A 16,768-nucleotide genomic window follows, 5' to 3' on the forward strand; every position below is an offset into this window, starting at 1 on the left:
TCGCGCCGAACGGCGTACCGTTTTCCACATTGGTTGCGTCGTCGGTCATGTCTATGAAGCCTTGTCGTGGACTGCTCGCCTGTATCGCCGTTGTCCCGCTTGCGGGTTGCCAATCCGTATTGATGTCGCCCTCCGGCGACCTTGCGGTACAGCAGCGCGACCTGATCATCACTTCGACGCTGTTGATGCTGTTGATCATCGTGCCGGTGATCGTGCTCACGCTGTTCTTCGCCTGGCATTTCCGCGCATCCAACAAGAAGGCTCACTACGATCCCGACTGGGATCACTCGACCATCCTCGAACTGCTGATCTGGGCCGCACCGCTGCTCATCATCATTGCGCTCGGCGCCATCACCTGGGTCAGCACGCACAAGCTCGATCCGTATCGCCAGCTCGAACGCATCAGCGCCAATCGTCCGGTGCCCGCCGGCGTACGGCCCTTGCAGGTGAACGTGGTCGCGCTCGACTGGAAGTGGCTGTTCATATACCCGGAGCAAGGCATTGCCACCGTGAACGAACTGGCCGCGCCGGTGGATCGCCCGATCCAGTTCAAGATTACGGCCTCCACGGTGATGAACTCGTTCTTCATCCCCGCGCTGGCCGGCCAGATCTACGCCATGCCCGGCATGGAGACGCAGCTGCAGGCGGTGATCAACGCGCCGGGCGAGTTCCAGGGCTTCTCAGCCAACTACAGCGGCCACGGTTTCTCGGGCATGCATTTCCTTTTCCACGGCGTAAGCGAGGAAGGTTTCGCGCAGTGGGTGCAGAAGGCCAAGGCCAGCGGCGGCGATCTCAATCGTGATGCCTATGTGAAGCTGGCCGCGCCCAGCGAGAACGACCCGGTGACTTACTACGCCACGGTGGAGCCGGGGCTGTACCGCGCCATCCTCACGCGCTGCGTGGATCCGGAGAACCCGTCGTGCATGACGCGCGTGGACCTGAGCCCACATGAATCGGGAGACTCCGGCGCCATGCTTCGATCGGGCCAGGCCAGCGGCATGGCTGCCATGGCAACCCATCCCCACTCCGACTGATCCGGTGGTGTCCACGATGCTTTCCCATCCCGACCTTGCCAAGCTGATCTTCGGTCGACTGACGCTGGATTCGTTGCCGCTGCACGAGCCCATCGTGGTGTACACCTTCGTGGCGGTGGCCATCGGTGCGATCGCGCTGCTCGGCGCCGTGACGTACTACAAGTTGTGGGGCTACCTGTGGCGCGAATGGTTCACCAGCATCGACCACAAGAAGATCGGCATCATGTACATGATCCTGGGCTTCGTGATGCTGCTGCGCGGCTTCTCGGACGCGATCATGATGCGCGGCCAGCAGGCGCTTTCCTTCGGCGATTCGCACGGCTACCTGCCGCCGGAGCACTACGACCAGATCTTTACGGCGCACGGCGTGATCATGATCTTCTTCGTCGCCATGCCCATGGTGACGGGATTGATGAACTTCGTGATGCCGCTGCAGATCGGCGCGCGCGACGTGGCCTTTCCCTTCCTCAACAACTTCAGTTTCTGGATGACGGTGGCCGGCGCGATGCTGGTGATGTCCTCGCTCTTCATCGGCGAGTTCGCGCGCACCGGCTGGCTCGCGTATCCGCCGCTGTCGGACATCGTGTCCAGCCCCGATGCCGGCGTCGACTACTACATATGGGCCTTGCAGATAGCGGGCGTGGGAACCTTGCTATCGGGCATCAACCTGCTGGTGACCATCATCAAGATGCGCGCACCCGGCATGACCCTGATGAAGATGCCGGTGTTCGTGTGGACCTCGCTGTGCACCAACGTGCTGATCGTCGCCGCGTTCCCGGTGCTCACGGCCGTGCTCGCCATGCTGGCGCTGGACCGCTACGCGGGCACCAACTTCTTCACCACCGAGCTTGGCGGCAACGCCATGATGTACGTGAACCTGATCTGGATCTGGGGCCATCCGGAGGTCTACATCCTGATCCTGCCGGCGTTCGGCATCTTCTCGGAAGTCACTGCCACCTTCAGCCGCAAGCCGCTGTTCGGCTATGCCTCGATGGTGTACGCGACGGTGGTGATCACGGTGCTTTCGTACCTGGTGTGGCTGCACCACTTCTTCACCATGGGCTCGGGCGCCAGCGTCAATTCGTTCTTCGGCATCACCACGATGATCATCTCGATCCCCACGGGCGCGAAGATCTTCAACTGGCTGTTCACCATGTACCGCGGGCGCGTGGAATTCGAACTGCCGATGATGTGGACGGTGGCCTTCATGGTCACCTTCGTGCTTGGCGGCATGACGGGCGTGATGCTGGCGGTGCCGCCCGCGGATTTCTCGCTGCACAACAGCCTGTTCCTGGTGGCGCACTTCCACAACGTGATCATCGGCGGCGTGTTGTTCGGCTTGTTCGCCGGCATCACGTACTGGTTCCCCAAGGCGTTCGGTTTCAAACTCGATCCGTTCTGGGGCAAGTGCTCGTTCTGGTTCTGGGTGAGCGGCTTCTATTTCGCCTTCATGCCGCTGTACGTGCTTGGCTTCATGGGCGTGACGCGTCGACTGAGCCACTTCGACGATCCGTCGCTGCAGATCTGGTTCCAGATCGCCGCGTTCGGTGCGTTCCTGGTGGCGCTGGGCATCGCCTGCAACATCATCCAGTTCGTGGTGAGCTTCAAGCATCGCGAACAGCTGCGCGACGTCACCGGCGATCCGTGGAATGGCCGCACGCTGGAATGGTCTACCTCGTCGCCGCCGCCGAAGTACAACTTCGCTTTCACGCCGGTGATCCACGATCACGACGCGTGGTGGATGATGAAGAAGTACGGCTTCCAGCGGCCGCTCGCCAATTTCGTGCCCATCCACATGCCGCTCAATACGGGCGCGGGCATCATCATGGCCGGCCTGAGTTTCGTCTTCGGCTTCGCCATGATCTGGTACATGTGGCTGGTGGCGGCAGTGGCCTTCGTGGCGCTGCTGGTGGTCGCCATCGGGCACACCTTCAACTATCACCGCGACTACTACCTGGGCGCGGATGAAGTGACCCGCACCGAAGCATCCCGAACGGAGCTGCTGGCCAGCCATGTCTGACATATCGACCACTCTGCCCGGCAGCGGGCCCAAGCAGCCGCTGGTCTTCCTCGACACTGCGGAACATCACCCGGTCAACGGCACCTTGCTGGGGTTCTGGGTGTACCTGATGAGCGATTGCCTCGTATTCGCCTGCCTGTTCGCCGCCTATGGCGTGCTGGGTCGCGAATACGCCGGCGGCCCCACGGCGCAGGAAGTGCTGGAACTGCCGGCGGTCGCGGTGAACACCACGCTGCTGCTGCTTTCCTCCATCACCTACGGCTTTGCCGTGCTGGACATGCAGCGCGACCGACGCAACCCGATGCTGGTGTGGCTGGTGATCACGGGCCTGCTGGGCGCGGGATTCATCACGCTGGAACTGCGCGAGTTCGCGCATCTGATTTCCATCGGCGCGGGGCCGCAGCGCAGCGCGTTCCTTTCCTCGTTCTTCACCCTGGTGGGCACGCACGGCCTGCACGTGACCTGCGGCCTGATCTGGCTGGTGGTGCTGATCACGCAGGTGCTGAGGAAGGGCTTGGTCACCGCGAACAAGCGGCGCCTGTTGTGCCTGTCGATGTTCTGGCACTTCCTGGACGTGGTGTGGGTGGGCGTCTTCAGCTTCGTCTATCTGATGGGAGTGCTGCCATGAGCGCGCACGATGAACCGCACGCCCACGACGATCACGGTCACGACGACGACCTTGGCATCCACGCCACGTTCCGCGGCTACATGACGGGTTTCGTGTTGTCGGTGATCCTCACCGTCATTCCGTTCTGGCTGGTGATGGCGCACGTGATCACCAAGTCGAGCACGGCGGCGGTGATCATCCTCGCGCTGGCGGCCGTGCAGATCGTGGTGCACATGATCTACTTCCTGCACATGAACGCGAAATCGGAAGGTGGCTGGAACATGTTGGCGCTGGTGTTTACCATCGTGCTGGTGGTCATCACGTTGAGCGGGTCGATCTGGATCATGTATCACCTCAACAGCAACATGATGCCCACGATGATGGATCCGTCGAACCTGCCCTGACGATCCGCGCCCAACCTCCGATACGTGATTCCCGATGAGTGTTGCTGAAGAACCGGGCCGCCCGCCGCGCGGCCCCGTGGCGCTGGCCTTGCTGACCCTGCTGGGCGTGGTGTTGTTCGCCGGTTTCGTGGCGCTGGGCACCTGGCAGGTCTATCGACTCGGCTGGAAGCGCGACCTGATTGCGCGCGTGGATGCGCGCGTACATGCGCCGCCGGTGGCCGCGCCGGGGCCGGACCAGTGGAGCGGCGTCAACGCATCGTCTTCGGAATATCGCCATGTGGAACTGCGCGGCACCTTCCTGCACGATCGCCAGACGCTGGTGTGGGCCGCCACCGATCTGGGCAGCGGCTACTGGTTGATCACACCGATGCAGGAAGCCGACGGCTCGGTGGTGCTGATCAATCGCGGCTTCGTGCCGACCGACTGGTGCGGCATCAAGGGCAGCTGCGCGCCCGCGCCCATCGGCGACACCACGGTGACGGGCCTGCTGCGCATCAGCGAATCACCGCGACCGTTCCGCCACAACGATCCCTCGCGCAACAGCTGGTACACGCGCGACGTCGCGGCCATCGCTGCCGCACGCGGGCTCAGCCATGTCGCGCCGTATTTCGTGGACGAAGATGCTGCGCCCGGCACGCTCGATGCCGGCAAGCCCGCGTGGCCGCAGGGCGGACTCACCGTCATCGCGTTTCCCAACAACCACCTCAGTTACCTGATCACGTGGTACGTGCTGGCGTTGATGGTGCTGGCGGCGGGCATCTATGTGGCGCGCGATGAAAGGCGGTTGCGACGCGGGCAGTAACGACGCGCCACGATGCATGGCGCGTCGTCGCCATGCATCGCATTACATCTTCAGGAACGACTTGCCCTGCTTCAGCACGGTGTCGCATACCTTGGTGGTGATCTGCGATTTCATGTCGCTGGAACCGCCGCCCACGCTGGCCAGATCCATGCTCTGGCCGTTGCTCCCCTGCAGGATGCCCTTGGCGCCGCTGAGATAGCCCGGGTCGTTGGTGGCGCCGCCCGTGCCGGCCGCGTGGCTGTCCGATGATTTCTTCTTGCTGCCGGTGAGCTGGCCGAGCATGTCGCTGGGGATGGAACCGGCGCTGTTGCTCGACGAGTTGGAACCCGCGCTGCCGCCGCCGAGCTTGCCCATCAGCTGATTCTGGATGCCCGAAGCGCCGGAGTCGCCGCCGAGGTAATTATTCTTCACGCAGTACTCGAGCAGGCCCGCCACATTGCCCATGCTGCCGGATGTCATGGAGCCGCCGCCGGGGATCATGCCGCCGAGTTTGCCCAGGTCCTGCGCGCCCGTCGTGCTGCAAGCCAGGGCCAGGCCGATGGCCACGCAGGCCGTACCGATGCTGCCGATGCGCTTGTTCATGTGTGTCCCTCCGTCAGGTGCCGGCATTCAACACCTCGCGCCGTTACGGCCGCGTCAGCGCAATACGGGTGCGGGACGTTCCCTGCCCAGGTGCGCATCCACGCGATGCCCTCGTACCATGGACCGCACAGCCCCCACCCGCCGACGGAAAACGCTCGATGAAACGATATGTGGTTCTTGCCATGGCAGCCACGCTGCTCGCCGGTTGTTCCAGCGCAGGCAGCCTGCGCAATTCCAAGCCCACGGCTTCCTATGCGGGGCCGGGCAGCGCAGGCGACATCGCCTCGTGCATTTCCGGTGCGTGGGGCAGCAAGCCCGTGCACCTGGAGTCGTACGTGCTCTACACCGGCACCACCATCGAGATCCACCAGACCGAAAATGGTCCCGCCGTGGCGCTGGTGGACGTGAAGCCGGTAAGCGACCACACCGTGGCCACGTATTACTCGAACTTCGACGAAGACGACACCTGGTACTTCCAGCAGGTGCAGGAATGCGTCGACAAGACGCCGGCTCCCGCGCCGTAAGCGCGCGCTACAAAAGGGCCCGCCTTGCGCGGGCCACAGTGCGTCAAAGATTACGGAAAACGATAGATAGCGATAATCCGAGGCTGTCGCGCGGTGCGCGTATCACCGCGACGGAGTATCCGGCGCCGCCGGCCAGCGCGTGTTCGACCTTAAAACCAGTGTCCGTGGGAGTGACGCTCCGATCGCTTTGCAGTGCGGAATCAACTCGCGAGAATTGACTATCCGTAAGCACGATTTGTGCGAGCTCACGCGCCCGCGCAATCCACCCTTGATCGGTGCGGCCCTCGTCGTTCACCACCCAAAGACGGGCCGCAATCATCGGTGTCATGCAGCCAATCGTACCGGCCCGGAGCACATCGCCATTGCGGTACAACACGGTGAGCCGCAAGCCAGCGGGGTCAAGTATGACGGACTGCACATCGGCGGCGGACTTCAACCGTTCGATGTCTATGTCAAGTTTTCGCACAGGACACGCCGTGATGGCATCGTCGGGAACCGCTGCTTGCGAGCTGGCAGCGAAAGAGGCCAGCGCGCCGAACAATAACCAACCAACTGCTTTGCCGATACGCACTGCGCGCCTCCGCGATAGAGAGTGCGCGCACTGTGCCATGGGTGCCTGAGCTGCGCCAGGCGCTGGTGGTACTCAGCGCAAGGCAGCCGCCTCGCGCGCCAGCAACTCGATGCCCGCCCAGTCGCCGCTCTGCAGCTTGTCGGCAGGCGTGAGCCACGAACCGCCCACGCAGACCACGTTGGGCAGCGAGAGGAAATCCGGTGCGCTGCTCAGGCTGATGCCACCCGTGGGGCAGAACTTCACCTGCGGCAGCGGGCTGGCCCACGCACCGAGCAGCTTGTGGCCGCCGGCCGGCACCGCCGGGAACAGCTTGAGGAAACGATAGCCGCGTTCGAGTAGCGTCATCACTTCGCTCGCGGTGGCGGCACCCGGCAGCAACGGCAGTTCGCTGTCGTCGGCCGCATCGAGCAAGCCCGGCGATATGCCCGGCGATACGGCGAACTTCGCACCGGCCTTGTGCGCGGCGCGCAGATCCTTCGCGCTGAGCACGGTGCCCACGCCCACCACGGCGCCTTCCACTTCCTCGGCAATCGCCTTGATCGCATCGAGTGCGGCCGGCGTGCGCAGCGTCACTTCGATGGCGGGAATGCCGCCGGCGACCAGTGCGCGCGCCATCGGCACGGCGTGACGGGCGTCGTCGATGATCACCACCGGTACCACCGGCGCGAGGCGCAGCGTGGACTCGACCTGCTTCTGCTTGTTTTCGATGCTCATGGCGTTCCGTGAAAGTCGATGTGGATGAGGCGCGCGGTCAGAACACACCCGCGCCGAGATCGGCGGTGGTGGCGTTGCGACGGAACATGCCGAACAGCTCGCGGCCCAGACCGAACTGATGCGCGGACAGATCCGCTGTCGCCGGCACGCGCGCGGCGAAATCGGCGGCGTCCACCAGTACGTCCAGGCGGCCGTGCACCGCGTCCAGGCGCACGATGTCGCCGTCGCGAATGCGCGAGATGGGGCCGTTGTCCTGCGCTTCCGGCGTCACGTGGATGGCGGCCGGCACGCGTCCGGATGCACCCGACATGCGGCCGTCGGTGAGCAGGGCGATGCGATGGCCGCGATCCTGCAGCACCGAGAGCGTGGGCGTGAGCTTGTGCAGTTCCGGCATGCCGATGGCCTGCGGACCCTGGAAGCGCACCACGGCGATGAAGTCGCGATTGAGTTCGCCGCGCTCGAACGCCTTGCGCACGTCGTCCTGGTCGTGGAACACGATGGCCGGCGCTTCGATCACCAGACGGTCATCGGGCACCGACGACACCTTGATCACCGCACGACCGAGGTTGCCATCCAGCATGCGCAGGCCGCCGTCGGCACGGAACGGCTCGGCCACGCCGCGCAGCACGCCGCGGTTGCCGCTTTCCTTCGATACCGGCGACCATGCGAGTGCGCCGTGATCGTCCAGGTGCGGCACCTGCGTATAGCCGTCCATACCGGTGCCGAACACGGTGCGCACATCGGCGTGCAGCAGGCCGGCGCTCAGCAGCTGGTCGATCAGGAAACCCATGCCGCCCGCGTCGTGGAACTGGTTCACGTCGGCGTAGCCGTTCGGATACACGCGCGCCAGCAGCGGAATCACCGAAGACAGCGCATCGAAATCATCCCAGCGCAACTCGATGCCCGCCGCACGCGCGATGGCCACCAGGTGCAGCAGGTGATTGGTGGAACCACCGGTGGCATGCAAGCCGATCACGCCGTTGATGATGGCGCGTTCGTCGATGATGTGGCCCAGCGGCAGATACGACGAGCCCGGCGCGCTCAATTCAGCCACGCGATGCACGGCTTCGCGCGTAAGCGCGTCGCGCAGCGGCGTTTCCGGCGCCACGAAGCTCGAGCCCGGCAGATGCAGGCCCATGATCTCCATCAGCATCTGGTTGGAGTTGGCGGTGCCGTAGAAGGTGCAGGTGCCGGCCGTGTGATACGAGGCGGCTTCCGCTTCCAGCAATTCGGCCTTGGTCGCCTTGCCCTCGGCATACGCCTGGCGCACCTTGGATTTCTGCTCGTTACTGATGCCGCTGGGCATCGGGCCGCTGGGCACGAAGATGCCGGGCAGGTGGCCGAAGCTCAGCGCGCCAATCAGCAGGCCCGGCACGATCTTGTCGCAGATGCCCAGGTACATCGCGCCGTCGAACATGTCGTGCGAGAGCGAGATGGCCGTGGCCATGGCGATGAGGTCGCGCGAGAACAGCGACATCTCCATGCCGGCACGACCCTGCGTGATGCCGTCGCACATCGCCGGCACGCCACCGGCCATCTGCGCGGTGATGCCCGCTTCGCGGGCCACGTTGCGAATCAATTCCGGATAGCGCTCGTACGGCTGGTGCGCCGAGAGCATGTCGTTGTACGCATTGATGATGGCGAGGTTGGGCGTGTGGCCTTCGCGCAGGCGTTCCTTGTCCGTCGTGCCGCAGGCGGCGAAGCCATGCGCGAGGTTGCCGCACGAGAGGCGCTCGCGATGCACGCCATTGCCTTTCGCGCCATCGATGCGTCGCAGGTACTCGGCACGCGACTCGCGGCTGCGCTCGCGCAGGCGTTCGGTGACTTCGACGAGGACGGGGTGCAGCACAGTCATGTTCGAACTCCGGAAGCATCAGGCGATGCGCGGGTCAGCGCATCGATTCATCGGTGAAGCCGTCGGTGCCTTACGGGCACCAGTAGACGGCAACCGGCACGCGTTGCTGGGTCAGCACCGAGCGCACGGGGAAATTCGCAGCCTCGCCCAGGCCCAGTCGCGCATCGGCCAGCAGCTGGCGCTTGGCCTCGCCTTCGATGTGCAGGTACAGCGCGCGCGTGTCGAGCAGGGCCGACAAGGTGAAGGTGATGCGTGGCTCGCCCGCGCCGGCGGCGCGCATCGGCAGCACGCGCGTGGCGTTGTGGATGTCGAGCGCTTCGGGCAGGCGATCGCCGCCCGGAAAGAACGAGGCCGTGTGTCCATCGTTGCCCATGCCCAGGATCACCGCATCGAACGGCAGCTCCAGCGATGCGACGCGTGCGCGCACCGCGGCAAGGCCCGCTTCGGGCGTCGGCGCATCGCTGTAGAGCGGCACGAACTGCGCATCGGTTGCGTCGTGTTGCAACAGCATGGCCTTGACCATGGCGGCGTTGGAACGCTCGTTGCTCTCCGGCACCCAGCGCTCGTCCACCAGCGTCACCTGCACCTTCGACCAGTCCAGCGCCTGGCGCGACAATTTTTCGAAGAAGTGCTTCGGCGTGCTGCCGCCGGAGACGGCGAGCAGCGCATGGCCGCGCTCGGCGATGGCATCGCGCAGGCGCTCGGCGATGCGTTCGGCGAAGGCGACGGCCAGCGCATGGCAGTCGGTGAAACTGTGAGTGGTGACGTTGAGGGTGTCAGGCATGACCAATGTGCAACGGAAGCGTGGCGATAGCACACGCGTCGCAAAAAGAAGGAACAGACGAGCAGTCTAGGAACCGAGTCGCGATGCACGGGTGAAGTGCCCGTGCATCGTCTTGCACCAAACCGGACGCGGGCTTACTCACTATCCTCGTTCCAGGTGCGGCCATCGCGCTCGATCAGCGCCACGGCAGCACTCGGGCCCCAGGTGCCCGACGTGTAGGGACGCGGCGCCTCGCCACTGTCCGCCCACGCGGCGAGGATGGGATCGGCCCAGCGCCATGCCGCTTCCACTTCATCGCGACGCATGAACAGTGTGGGATTGCCGCGCACCACGTCGAGCAGCAGGCGCTCGTACGCATCGGGCTGCTGCACGCCGAACGCTTCGGCAAAACTCATGTCTAGCGGCACGTGGCGCAGGCGCAGGCCGCCCGGGCCCGGATGCTTGATGGTGAGCCACAGCTTGATGTCTTCGTCCGGCTGCAGGCGCAGCACCAGTCGGTTCTGCGCGAGCGGACCGGCCGAGGCATCGAAGATGGAATGCGGCACGGCCTTGAACACCACCGTGATTTCCGACACGCGTTCCGGCAATCGCTTGCCCGTGCGCAGATAGAACGGCACGCCGGCCCAGCGCCAGTTGGCGATCTCGGCCTTCACCGCCACGAAGGTCTCGGTGTTGGACTTGTGGTCCTTCAATTCGTCGAGATAGCCCGGCACCGCCTGGCCTTCGGCCGAGCCGGCGCGGTACTGGCCGCGCACGGTGAGCTGCGCCGCATTGGCTTCGGTGATGGGCTTGAGCGAACGCAGCACCTTGAGCTTCTCGTCGCGCACCGCGTCGGGCGCGAGCGAGGAGGGCGGCTCCATCGCGAGCATGCACACCAGCTGCAGGATGTGGTTCTGCACCATGTCGCGCAACGCGCCGGCATGGTCGTAGTAACCCGCGCGCTGACCCACGCCGAGGGTTTCGGCCACGGTGACCTGCACGTGGTCGATGTGCTCGGCATTCCACAACGGTTCGAACAGCGCGTTGCCGAAGCGCAGCGCCAGCAGGTTCTGCACCGTTTCCTTGCCGAGGTAATGGTCGATGCGGAAGGTCTGCGATTCGTCGAAGAAGCGGCCGACGTCGTCGTTGATCTGGTTGGCACTCTTCAGGTCGTGGCCGATGGGCTTTTCCAGCACCACGCGCGACTTGCCCTTGTTGAGCTCGTACTTGCCCAGGCGGTTGCAGATGTCGACGAACAGGTCGGGCGAGGTGGACAGGTAGAACACGCGGATGCGTTCCGCGTCCTTGCCCATCAGCGTGGCGAAATCGTCCCAGCCATCGTCCTTGCGCGCATCGAGCGAGCGGTAGCCGACCAGCTTGAGGAAGTCTTCGACCTTGCCGTTGCCGTTCTTCTTGAGCACGGCACGCAGGTTGTCCCGGTAGCCTTCGTCGTCCAGGCCTTCGCGGGCGATGCCGATGATGCGGCTGTCGTCGGGAATCTGGCCGTCCGCGTAACGGTGGTACAGCGCTGGCAGGAGCTTGCGCAGGGCAAGATCGCCGGTGCCGCCGAAAATCACCAGGTCGAAAGTCTCGACCGGCTGGGAAGAAGCAGTCACTTCAGTCACCTCGAGGCGATGCGGGGAACGGGCGCGTGGCATGCATACCACGCACCCGGCCCGCTGATCGTACCAGTGACATACCAGACAACACCAGTTCCCCGAAGAGACCCGGCGAGCCCGCGCTGGGCAAGGATTCACCAGCAAAATTGGTACCACCCGCAAGGCCGCGAAAAAACGACTGATTGCCAGACTGGTATGGTCATTGGTATCGTGAAGGTATGGAAACCGCCCTCGTCAACGAATATCGCCGGCTCAGCCGCGACCCCGCCACCAGCCAGCCGCTGGCGTATCTGCGCCTGCGTCGCGCGATTCGCAACGTGGTGGAGCATCGCGATATCGAACCGGGACAGGCCCTGCCCAGCGAGCGCGATCTTTCGCGCCTGCTGCAGCTGTCGCGTGTGACGGTGCGCAAGGCCATCTCCGGCCTGGTGGAAGAAGGCCTGCTCAACCAGCGCCACGGCGCGGGCACCTTCGTGGCGGAGCGCATCATCAAGCCGATGTCGCGCCTCACCAGTTTCACCGAGGACTTGCGTGCGCGCGGCCTGAATCCGCGCTCCGAGTTTTCCGAACGCATCATCGGCGAAGTGACGCCGGAAGAATCGATGGCGCTGAACCTCTCGCCGGGCGCGCTGGTGGCGCGCCTGCATCGCGTGCGCTACGCGAAGGAAGAACCGTTGGCGATCGAGCGCAGCGTGGTGCCCGCCAGCATCCTGCCCGACCCGACCATCGTGCAGGACTCGCTGTACCAGGTGCTGGAGACGTTGGGTGCACGCCCGCGCCGCGCATTGCAGCGCCTGCGCGCGGTGTCGCTGGGCGCGCAACAGGCGCGCCTGCTGCACGTGCCGGCCGGCAGTGCGGGCCTCAACATCGAGCGACGCAGTTTTCTCGATGACGGCCGCGTGGTGGAGTTCACCACCTCGTGGTATCGCGGCGACATCTACGACTTCGTGGCGGAACTGCAGACGGACTGATCGCCGCTCACTTGCGTGACGCTGAAGTCACGGCGCCGTGAACGATCACCGCGCGCCGAGACGCATGTGTCCCTCGGCATACGCACTTACGGCACATTCGTCGGCGACGCTTTGCGTGCATAAAGATCATCGGGATGGCTGGCATCGGTAGCATCCCGTGTCCTGGGGCGCGGACGGGGACGCGCCGCCGTCAACGGTACGCATGCCGTGAATCTGTTCGCGCCCTTCATACGTCGTCCCATCGGCACTTCGGTGCTGGCCTTCGGACTCGCGCTGGCGGGTTTCTGGGCGTACCTGCTGCTGGGCGTGGCGGCGCTGCCGTCGCTCGAATTCCCGGGCATGGTGGTCTATACGGAATTGCCGGGCGCGAACGCGCAGACCATGGCGTCCACCGTGGCCGCGCCGCTGGAGCGCCACCTCGGCCGCATTCCCGGCATCAAGGAAATGCACTCGGAGAGCAACGACGGCTCCACCTCGGTGCGCATCATCTTCAACTTCGGCAACAACACCGACAAGCTGGCGCGCGACGTGCAGGCGGCGATCAACGCGAGCATGGCCGACCTGCCGGCCAACATCCCGATACCGCCGCGCTACTACAAGTTCAACACCGCCAACATCCCGGTGCTGCTGCTCTCGCTCACCTCCAACTCGCTGCCGCCGGACCGGCTTTATGACCTCGCCGACACGCTGATCAACCCGGCGATCTCGCAGATTCCCGGCGTGGCGCAGGTGCGCGTGATCGGCGGACGCCCGCGTGCGGTGCGCGTGGAACTCAACACGGCCGCACTGGCGGCCAAGGGCCTCACCGCCAACGACGTGGCCAATACGCTGCGCGCCGCCAACGTCACCTCGCCGGAGGGTGCGCTCAGCGACGGACGCACGCAGATGACCGTGGCGGCGACGGATGCGCTCAGCACGCCGCAGGAATTCGGCAACCTGCTCATCGCCATCCAGAAGGGTTCGCAGGTGCGCCTGTCGGACGTGGCCAAAGTGAGCACCGGCCAGCAGGACGAATACCAGGCCGCGTGGTTCAACAACCACCGCGCCGTGGCCATCCGCATCAGCAAGCGCCCCGAAGCCAACGCGGTGGCCACCGCCGACGCGGTACGCGCCAAGCTGCCGCAGATGCGCGCGTGGCTGCCGGCCGACCTGCAGATCACGCCGATCTTCGACCTCACCCAGACCACCAAGTCGGCGCTGCATGAAGTGGAAGTGGCGCTGCTGCTCAGCGTGCTGCTGGTGGCACTGGTGATGCTGGTGTTCCTGCGCCGCATCGGCCCCACGCTGATCGCCATGCTCAGCGTGCCGTTGTCGCTGGCCGGTGCGTTCACCGTGATGTGGATACTGGGCTTCACGCTCAACACGCTGTCGCTGGTGGCGCTGGTGCTGTGCATCGGCTTCGTGGTGGACGATGCGATCGTGGTGATCGAGAACATCGTGCGCCACATGGAACACGGCTCGCCCCCGTTGCAGGCATCGCTCGATGGCGTCAAGGAAATCGGCTTCACGGTGGTGTCGATCACGCTGTCGCTGATCGCGGTGTTCGCGCCGCTGCTGTTCGGCAACAACCAGTTCACCATGTTGTTGCGCGAGTTCTCCGTCACCTTGACCGCCGCCGTGGTGATCTCGGCGGTGATCTCGCTGACGCTCACGCCCGCGCTGTGCGGTCGCTATCTCTCGCTGGAGAATGCGGGCGGACGCCAGCCGAACCGGATGGAACAGGCGCTGGCCCGCTTCGATTCGGGCTTCCAGCGCATCTATGCGCGTGCGCTCGACTGGGCCATGCATCACCGGCGCCTGATGCGCTGGCAGCCCTTCATCCTGCTCGCGCTCACCATCGGCATGGCGATGGCGGTGGTGAAGTTGTATGGCTTCAACTTCATGCCGTCCGAAGACATCGGCATGATCCAGGGCGACGTGCGTGCAGATACCAATATCTCGCCCACCCTGATGGCCGAGCGCGCGAAGAAGGCCGCCGCCATCATGCTCGCCGACCCGGCGGTGCTCGACGTCACCACCTTCCTGGGCAGCGACAACGCCGGCGGCGCGGTGGGCAACCAGGCCACCATGTTCGTGGACCTGAAGCCGCGCGGCCATGGCCCAGGCATGCGCGCCGAATCGATCAAGGACACCATCACGCGGCTCAACAAGGCCTACGAGAAACTGCCCGAGCTGCACGTGGCGCTCAATTCCATCGGCTTCTTCAACGACAACAACGACAGCAATCGCGGCAGCCAGAGCTTCCAGCTCATCAGCAGCGACAACGTGGACCTGCAGCCGTGGTCGTACAAGGTCACGCAGCTGATGCGCAAACACAAGGAATTCCGCGACATCAGCAGCGACTACGACAACATCGACAAACAGCAGATGCTCACGGTGAATCGCGAAGCGGCGGGGCGGCTGCACCTGAGCATGGGCAATATCGATTCGGCGCTGTACAACGCCTTCGGCCAGCGGCAGGTGTCGATCATCTATTCGAACATCAACCAGTACTGGGTGGTGCTCACCTCGGCCTCCGAGCGTTCGCTGAGCCCGGACACGCTGCTCAATACCTATGTGCGCAGCGACACCGGCAGCATGGTGCCGCTGTCTGCGGTGGCGCGCATCGAGCCGAATGTGACGCCATCGTTCGTCATCCACACCAACCAGCTCGAAGCCACGCAGATCTACTACAACACCGAGCAGGGTTTTCCGCAGGACAAGGCCACCGCGCTGATCGAGCAGATCGTGGCCGATGCGCGCCCGCCGCCGGGTATCCAGCTGGGCTATTCGGGCGAGGCAAAGAACCTGGAGGAAACACGCTCCAACGCCAACGTGTTGCTGCTGGGTTCGATCCTGGCGATGTACATCGTGCTGGGCATTCTCTACGAGAGCCTGGGCCATCCGTTGACCATTCTCTCCACACTGCCGGCCGCGGGCGCGGGCGCGTTCCTGGCGATGCTGGTGACCGGCACGCCGATGTCGCTGATGGCGATCATCGCGATCCTCATGCTGATCGGCATCGTGAAGAAGAACGCCATCCTGATGGTGGATTTCGCCCTCGTGGCGCAGCGGGAACACGGCCTGTCGCCACCGGAAGCCATTCGCGAAGCCGCCCTGGTGCGCTTCCGCCCCATCACCATGACGACGCTGGTAGCCATGGGCGCCGCGCTGCCGCTGGCCATCGGCTTCGGCATCGGCTCGGAACTGCGACAGCCGCTGGGCGTCGCCATCGTGGGCGGGCTGCTCGTCTCACAACTGCTGACGCTGTTGAGTACGCCGGCGATTTATTTGTGGAACTACGACCGGAAGGTGAGGAAGGAGGCGCGGCGCGCTAAGCGGGCGGCGAAGCGGGGGTTGAAGGTGCAGGGCGCTGCCGCGACGACGCGCTAGTTTTTATTGTCGTCATCCCGGTGCACTCCAAAAGGGGGCGAGGCCGGAGGCGCCTTTCAACAGCCGAAGGCTGGTCATCCAGTTTCCGTTCGCTCCATTGTCGCGTGGTCGCGATCTGGCTCGCCTGCGGCGGGCTTCCGTCCTCCTGCCGGAGGCCGGGTCACTTTCTCTTGCTTGCCCAAGAGAAAGTAACCACCGAGATGGTGGCAATGCCAAAGAGAAAGGCCCCCGGATGACGCGCCTTCCGTCCTGTGGACGAAAGGTTCGCGTGCGGGTTACGGGGTTTTTCGACAGGACATCCCTGTCCTGTCGAAAAACTGGCCGCATCCCTGCGGCCACCCTGCGGGCTTTCCTCCACCCGCCCGCCGCTGTCATACGGGGACCCCGAAGAGCCAAGAGCAAAAGCTCGCCTTCGCGACGCTGCCGCGAGCACCCGCCCCTCACCCCGACCCTCTCCCACAAGGGGAGAGGGAGAAGTGCGATGCATCGCGTATGACCTTGAAGAGCGAAGCCAGAGCAAAGGCCGATGCGATGCGAAGCGAGGCTCCGCTTTAAGTCCTCTTCGCATCGACGCGTGGCGGTGTAGCCGTACCGCTGAATAGAGAGATCGTGACGTTCCGGGCTCCAAAAACCGTCAAGGCTCGTATCCTGCAGAACGCTATGAGCCTATTGCTCTGAAGGCCATTTTCTTTGGGTTACTTTTCTTTTGGGCCAGCAAAAGAAAAGTGACTCGAGCGGCGGCAGCCGATCGAAACGCCCGCCGCGCAGGCGGCACGCCATCGGCAGCGTCCCAAAAGAACAGACCGCGATGTCGCGACAACCAAGAGCAAAGCCACTGGATGACCAGCCTTCGGCTGTTGAAAAGCGCCTCCTGCCTTCGCAGGAATGACGAGCTAGCAGACCTCCGGCTGTTGAAGGGCGCCTCCTACT

14 protein-coding genes are annotated in these 16,768 nt (G+C 64.5%); 8 read left to right on the top strand and 6 right to left on the bottom strand.

Annotated elements, in window-relative coordinates; genetic code table 11:
• Nucleotides 1-53: 53 nt before the first annotated feature.
• Genes cyoA through ABIC75_RS17505 form a run of 5 tightly spaced genes read left to right on the top strand, consistent with a single transcriptional unit; the run spans nucleotide 54 to nucleotide 4,867 of the window.
• Nucleotides 54-1,034, top strand: a complete 981-nt coding sequence (cyoA, locus tag ABIC75_RS17485; RefSeq protein ID WP_354015171.1) for a ubiquinol oxidase subunit II — start codon at nucleotides 54-56, stop codon at nucleotides 1,032-1,034.
• Nucleotides 1,035-1,080: 46 nt separating this feature from the next.
• On the top strand, nucleotides 1,081-3,054 hold the full coding sequence (cyoB, locus tag ABIC75_RS17490) for a cytochrome o ubiquinol oxidase subunit I (RefSeq protein ID WP_354015301.1): 1,974 nt from the start codon (nucleotides 1,081-1,083) through the stop codon (nucleotides 3,052-3,054).
• Entirely contained in the window at nucleotides 3,047-3,682 is a 636-nt protein-coding gene (gene cyoC / locus ABIC75_RS17495) for a cytochrome o ubiquinol oxidase subunit III (protein WP_354015172.1), read from the top strand. The genes cyoB and cyoC overlap by 8 nt, the downstream gene beginning before the upstream one ends.
• Nucleotides 3,679-4,065 carry a cytochrome o ubiquinol oxidase subunit IV gene (gene cyoD / locus ABIC75_RS17500; protein ID WP_354015173.1) on the top strand — a complete coding sequence of 129 codons (387 nt, stop codon included), beginning with the start codon at nucleotides 3,679-3,681 and terminating at the stop codon, nucleotides 4,063-4,065. The genes cyoC and cyoD overlap by 4 nt, the downstream gene beginning before the upstream one ends.
• A 34-nt stretch (nucleotides 4,066-4,099) precedes the next feature.
• A complete protein-coding gene (locus ABIC75_RS17505) occupies nucleotides 4,100-4,867 on the top strand; it encodes an SURF1 family protein (protein WP_354015174.1) in 768 nt (255 codons plus the stop codon).
• A 42-nt stretch (nucleotides 4,868-4,909) separates the two neighbouring features.
• On the opposite strand, the gene ABIC75_RS17510 is transcribed toward ABIC75_RS17505, so the two are convergent.
• A complete protein-coding gene (locus ABIC75_RS17510; protein WP_354015175.1) occupies nucleotides 4,910-5,449 on the bottom strand; it encodes a DUF2501 domain-containing protein in 540 nt (179 codons plus the stop codon).
• 158 nt (nucleotides 5,450-5,607) lie between these two features.
• On the opposite strand from ABIC75_RS17510, the gene ABIC75_RS17515 reads away from it, so the two are divergent.
• Nucleotides 5,608-5,973, top strand: coding sequence for a hypothetical protein (locus tag ABIC75_RS17515; protein ID WP_354015176.1), 366 nt, complete (start codon nucleotides 5,608-5,610; stop codon nucleotides 5,971-5,973).
• A 43-nt stretch (nucleotides 5,974-6,016) separates the two neighbouring features.
• On the opposite strand, the gene ABIC75_RS17520 is transcribed toward ABIC75_RS17515, so the two are convergent.
• From ABIC75_RS17520 to zwf, 5 genes are all read right to left on the bottom strand, one after another.
• Entirely contained in the window at nucleotides 6,017-6,544 is a 528-nt protein-coding gene (locus ABIC75_RS17520) for a hypothetical protein (RefSeq protein ID WP_354015177.1), read from the bottom strand.
• A gap of 72 nt (nucleotides 6,545-6,616) precedes the next feature.
• Entirely contained in the window at nucleotides 6,617-7,258 is a 642-nt protein-coding gene (locus ABIC75_RS17525) for a bifunctional 4-hydroxy-2-oxoglutarate aldolase/2-dehydro-3-deoxy-phosphogluconate aldolase (protein ID WP_354015178.1), read from the bottom strand.
• Between the two features lie 37 nt (nucleotides 7,259-7,295).
• Complete coding sequence (gene edd, locus ABIC75_RS17530) at nucleotides 7,296-9,113, bottom strand: phosphogluconate dehydratase (protein ID WP_354015179.1); 1,818 nt, start codon at nucleotides 9,111-9,113, stop codon at nucleotides 7,296-7,298.
• A 70-nt stretch (nucleotides 9,114-9,183) separates the two neighbouring features.
• On the bottom strand, nucleotides 9,184-9,897 hold the full coding sequence (gene pgl / locus ABIC75_RS17535; protein ID WP_354015180.1) for a 6-phosphogluconolactonase: 714 nt from the start codon (nucleotides 9,895-9,897) through the stop codon (nucleotides 9,184-9,186).
• Between the two features lie 134 nt (nucleotides 9,898-10,031).
• Nucleotides 10,032-11,492 (bottom strand): glucose-6-phosphate dehydrogenase, encoded by a 1,461-nt coding sequence (gene zwf / locus ABIC75_RS17540; RefSeq protein ID WP_354015181.1) that lies wholly within the window; start codon nucleotides 11,490-11,492, stop codon nucleotides 10,032-10,034.
• Between the two features lie 221 nt (nucleotides 11,493-11,713).
• Between zwf and ABIC75_RS17545 the strand changes: the two genes are divergently transcribed.
• Together ABIC75_RS17545 and ABIC75_RS17550 are read left to right on the top strand one after the other, a co-directional pair.
• Nucleotides 11,714-12,466 carry a GntR family transcriptional regulator gene (locus ABIC75_RS17545; RefSeq protein ID WP_354015182.1) on the top strand — a complete coding sequence of 251 codons (753 nt, stop codon included), beginning with the start codon at nucleotides 11,714-11,716 and terminating at the stop codon, nucleotides 12,464-12,466.
• Between the two features lie 207 nt (nucleotides 12,467-12,673).
• A complete protein-coding gene (locus tag ABIC75_RS17550; protein ID WP_354015183.1) occupies nucleotides 12,674-15,838 on the top strand; it encodes an efflux RND transporter permease subunit in 3,165 nt (1,054 codons plus the stop codon).
• The last annotated feature ends 930 nt before the right edge of the window (nucleotides 15,839-16,768 follow it).

The sequence above is a fragment of the Dyella japonica genome, from assembly GCF_040545895.1.
GTDB lineage: Bacteria > Pseudomonadota > Gammaproteobacteria > Xanthomonadales > Rhodanobacteraceae > Dyella > Dyella japonica_D.

Bases quoted from the DNA above. Each gene is read 5' to 3' on its own strand.
- cyoA (WP_354015171.1), top strand. From the start codon at position 54: ATGAAGCCTTGTCGTGGACTGCTCGCCTGTATCGCCGTTGTCCCGCTT.
- cyoC (WP_354015172.1), top strand. From the start codon at position 3,047: ATGTCTGACATATCGACCACTCTGCCCGGCAGCGGGCCCAAGCAGCCG.
- cyoD (WP_354015173.1), top strand. From the start codon at position 3,679: ATGAGCGCGCACGATGAACCGCACGCCCACGACGATCACGGTCACGAC.
- ABIC75_RS17505 (WP_354015174.1), top strand. From the start codon at position 4,100: ATGAGTGTTGCTGAAGAACCGGGCCGCCCGCCGCGCGGCCCCGTGGCG.
- ABIC75_RS17510 (WP_354015175.1), bottom strand. From the start codon at position 5,449: ATGAACAAGCGCATCGGCAGCATCGGTACGGCCTGCGTGGCCATCGGC.
- ABIC75_RS17515 (WP_354015176.1), top strand. From the start codon at position 5,608: ATGAAACGATATGTGGTTCTTGCCATGGCAGCCACGCTGCTCGCCGGT.
- ABIC75_RS17525 (WP_354015178.1), bottom strand. From the start codon at position 7,258: ATGAGCATCGAAAACAAGCAGAAGCAGGTCGAGTCCACGCTGCGCCTC.
- edd (WP_354015179.1), bottom strand. From the start codon at position 9,113: ATGACTGTGCTGCACCCCGTCCTCGTCGAAGTCACCGAACGCCTGCGC.
- pgl (WP_354015180.1), bottom strand. From the start codon at position 9,897: ATGCCTGACACCCTCAACGTCACCACTCACAGTTTCACCGACTGCCAT.
- ABIC75_RS17545 (WP_354015182.1), top strand. From the start codon at position 11,714: ATGGAAACCGCCCTCGTCAACGAATATCGCCGGCTCAGCCGCGACCCC.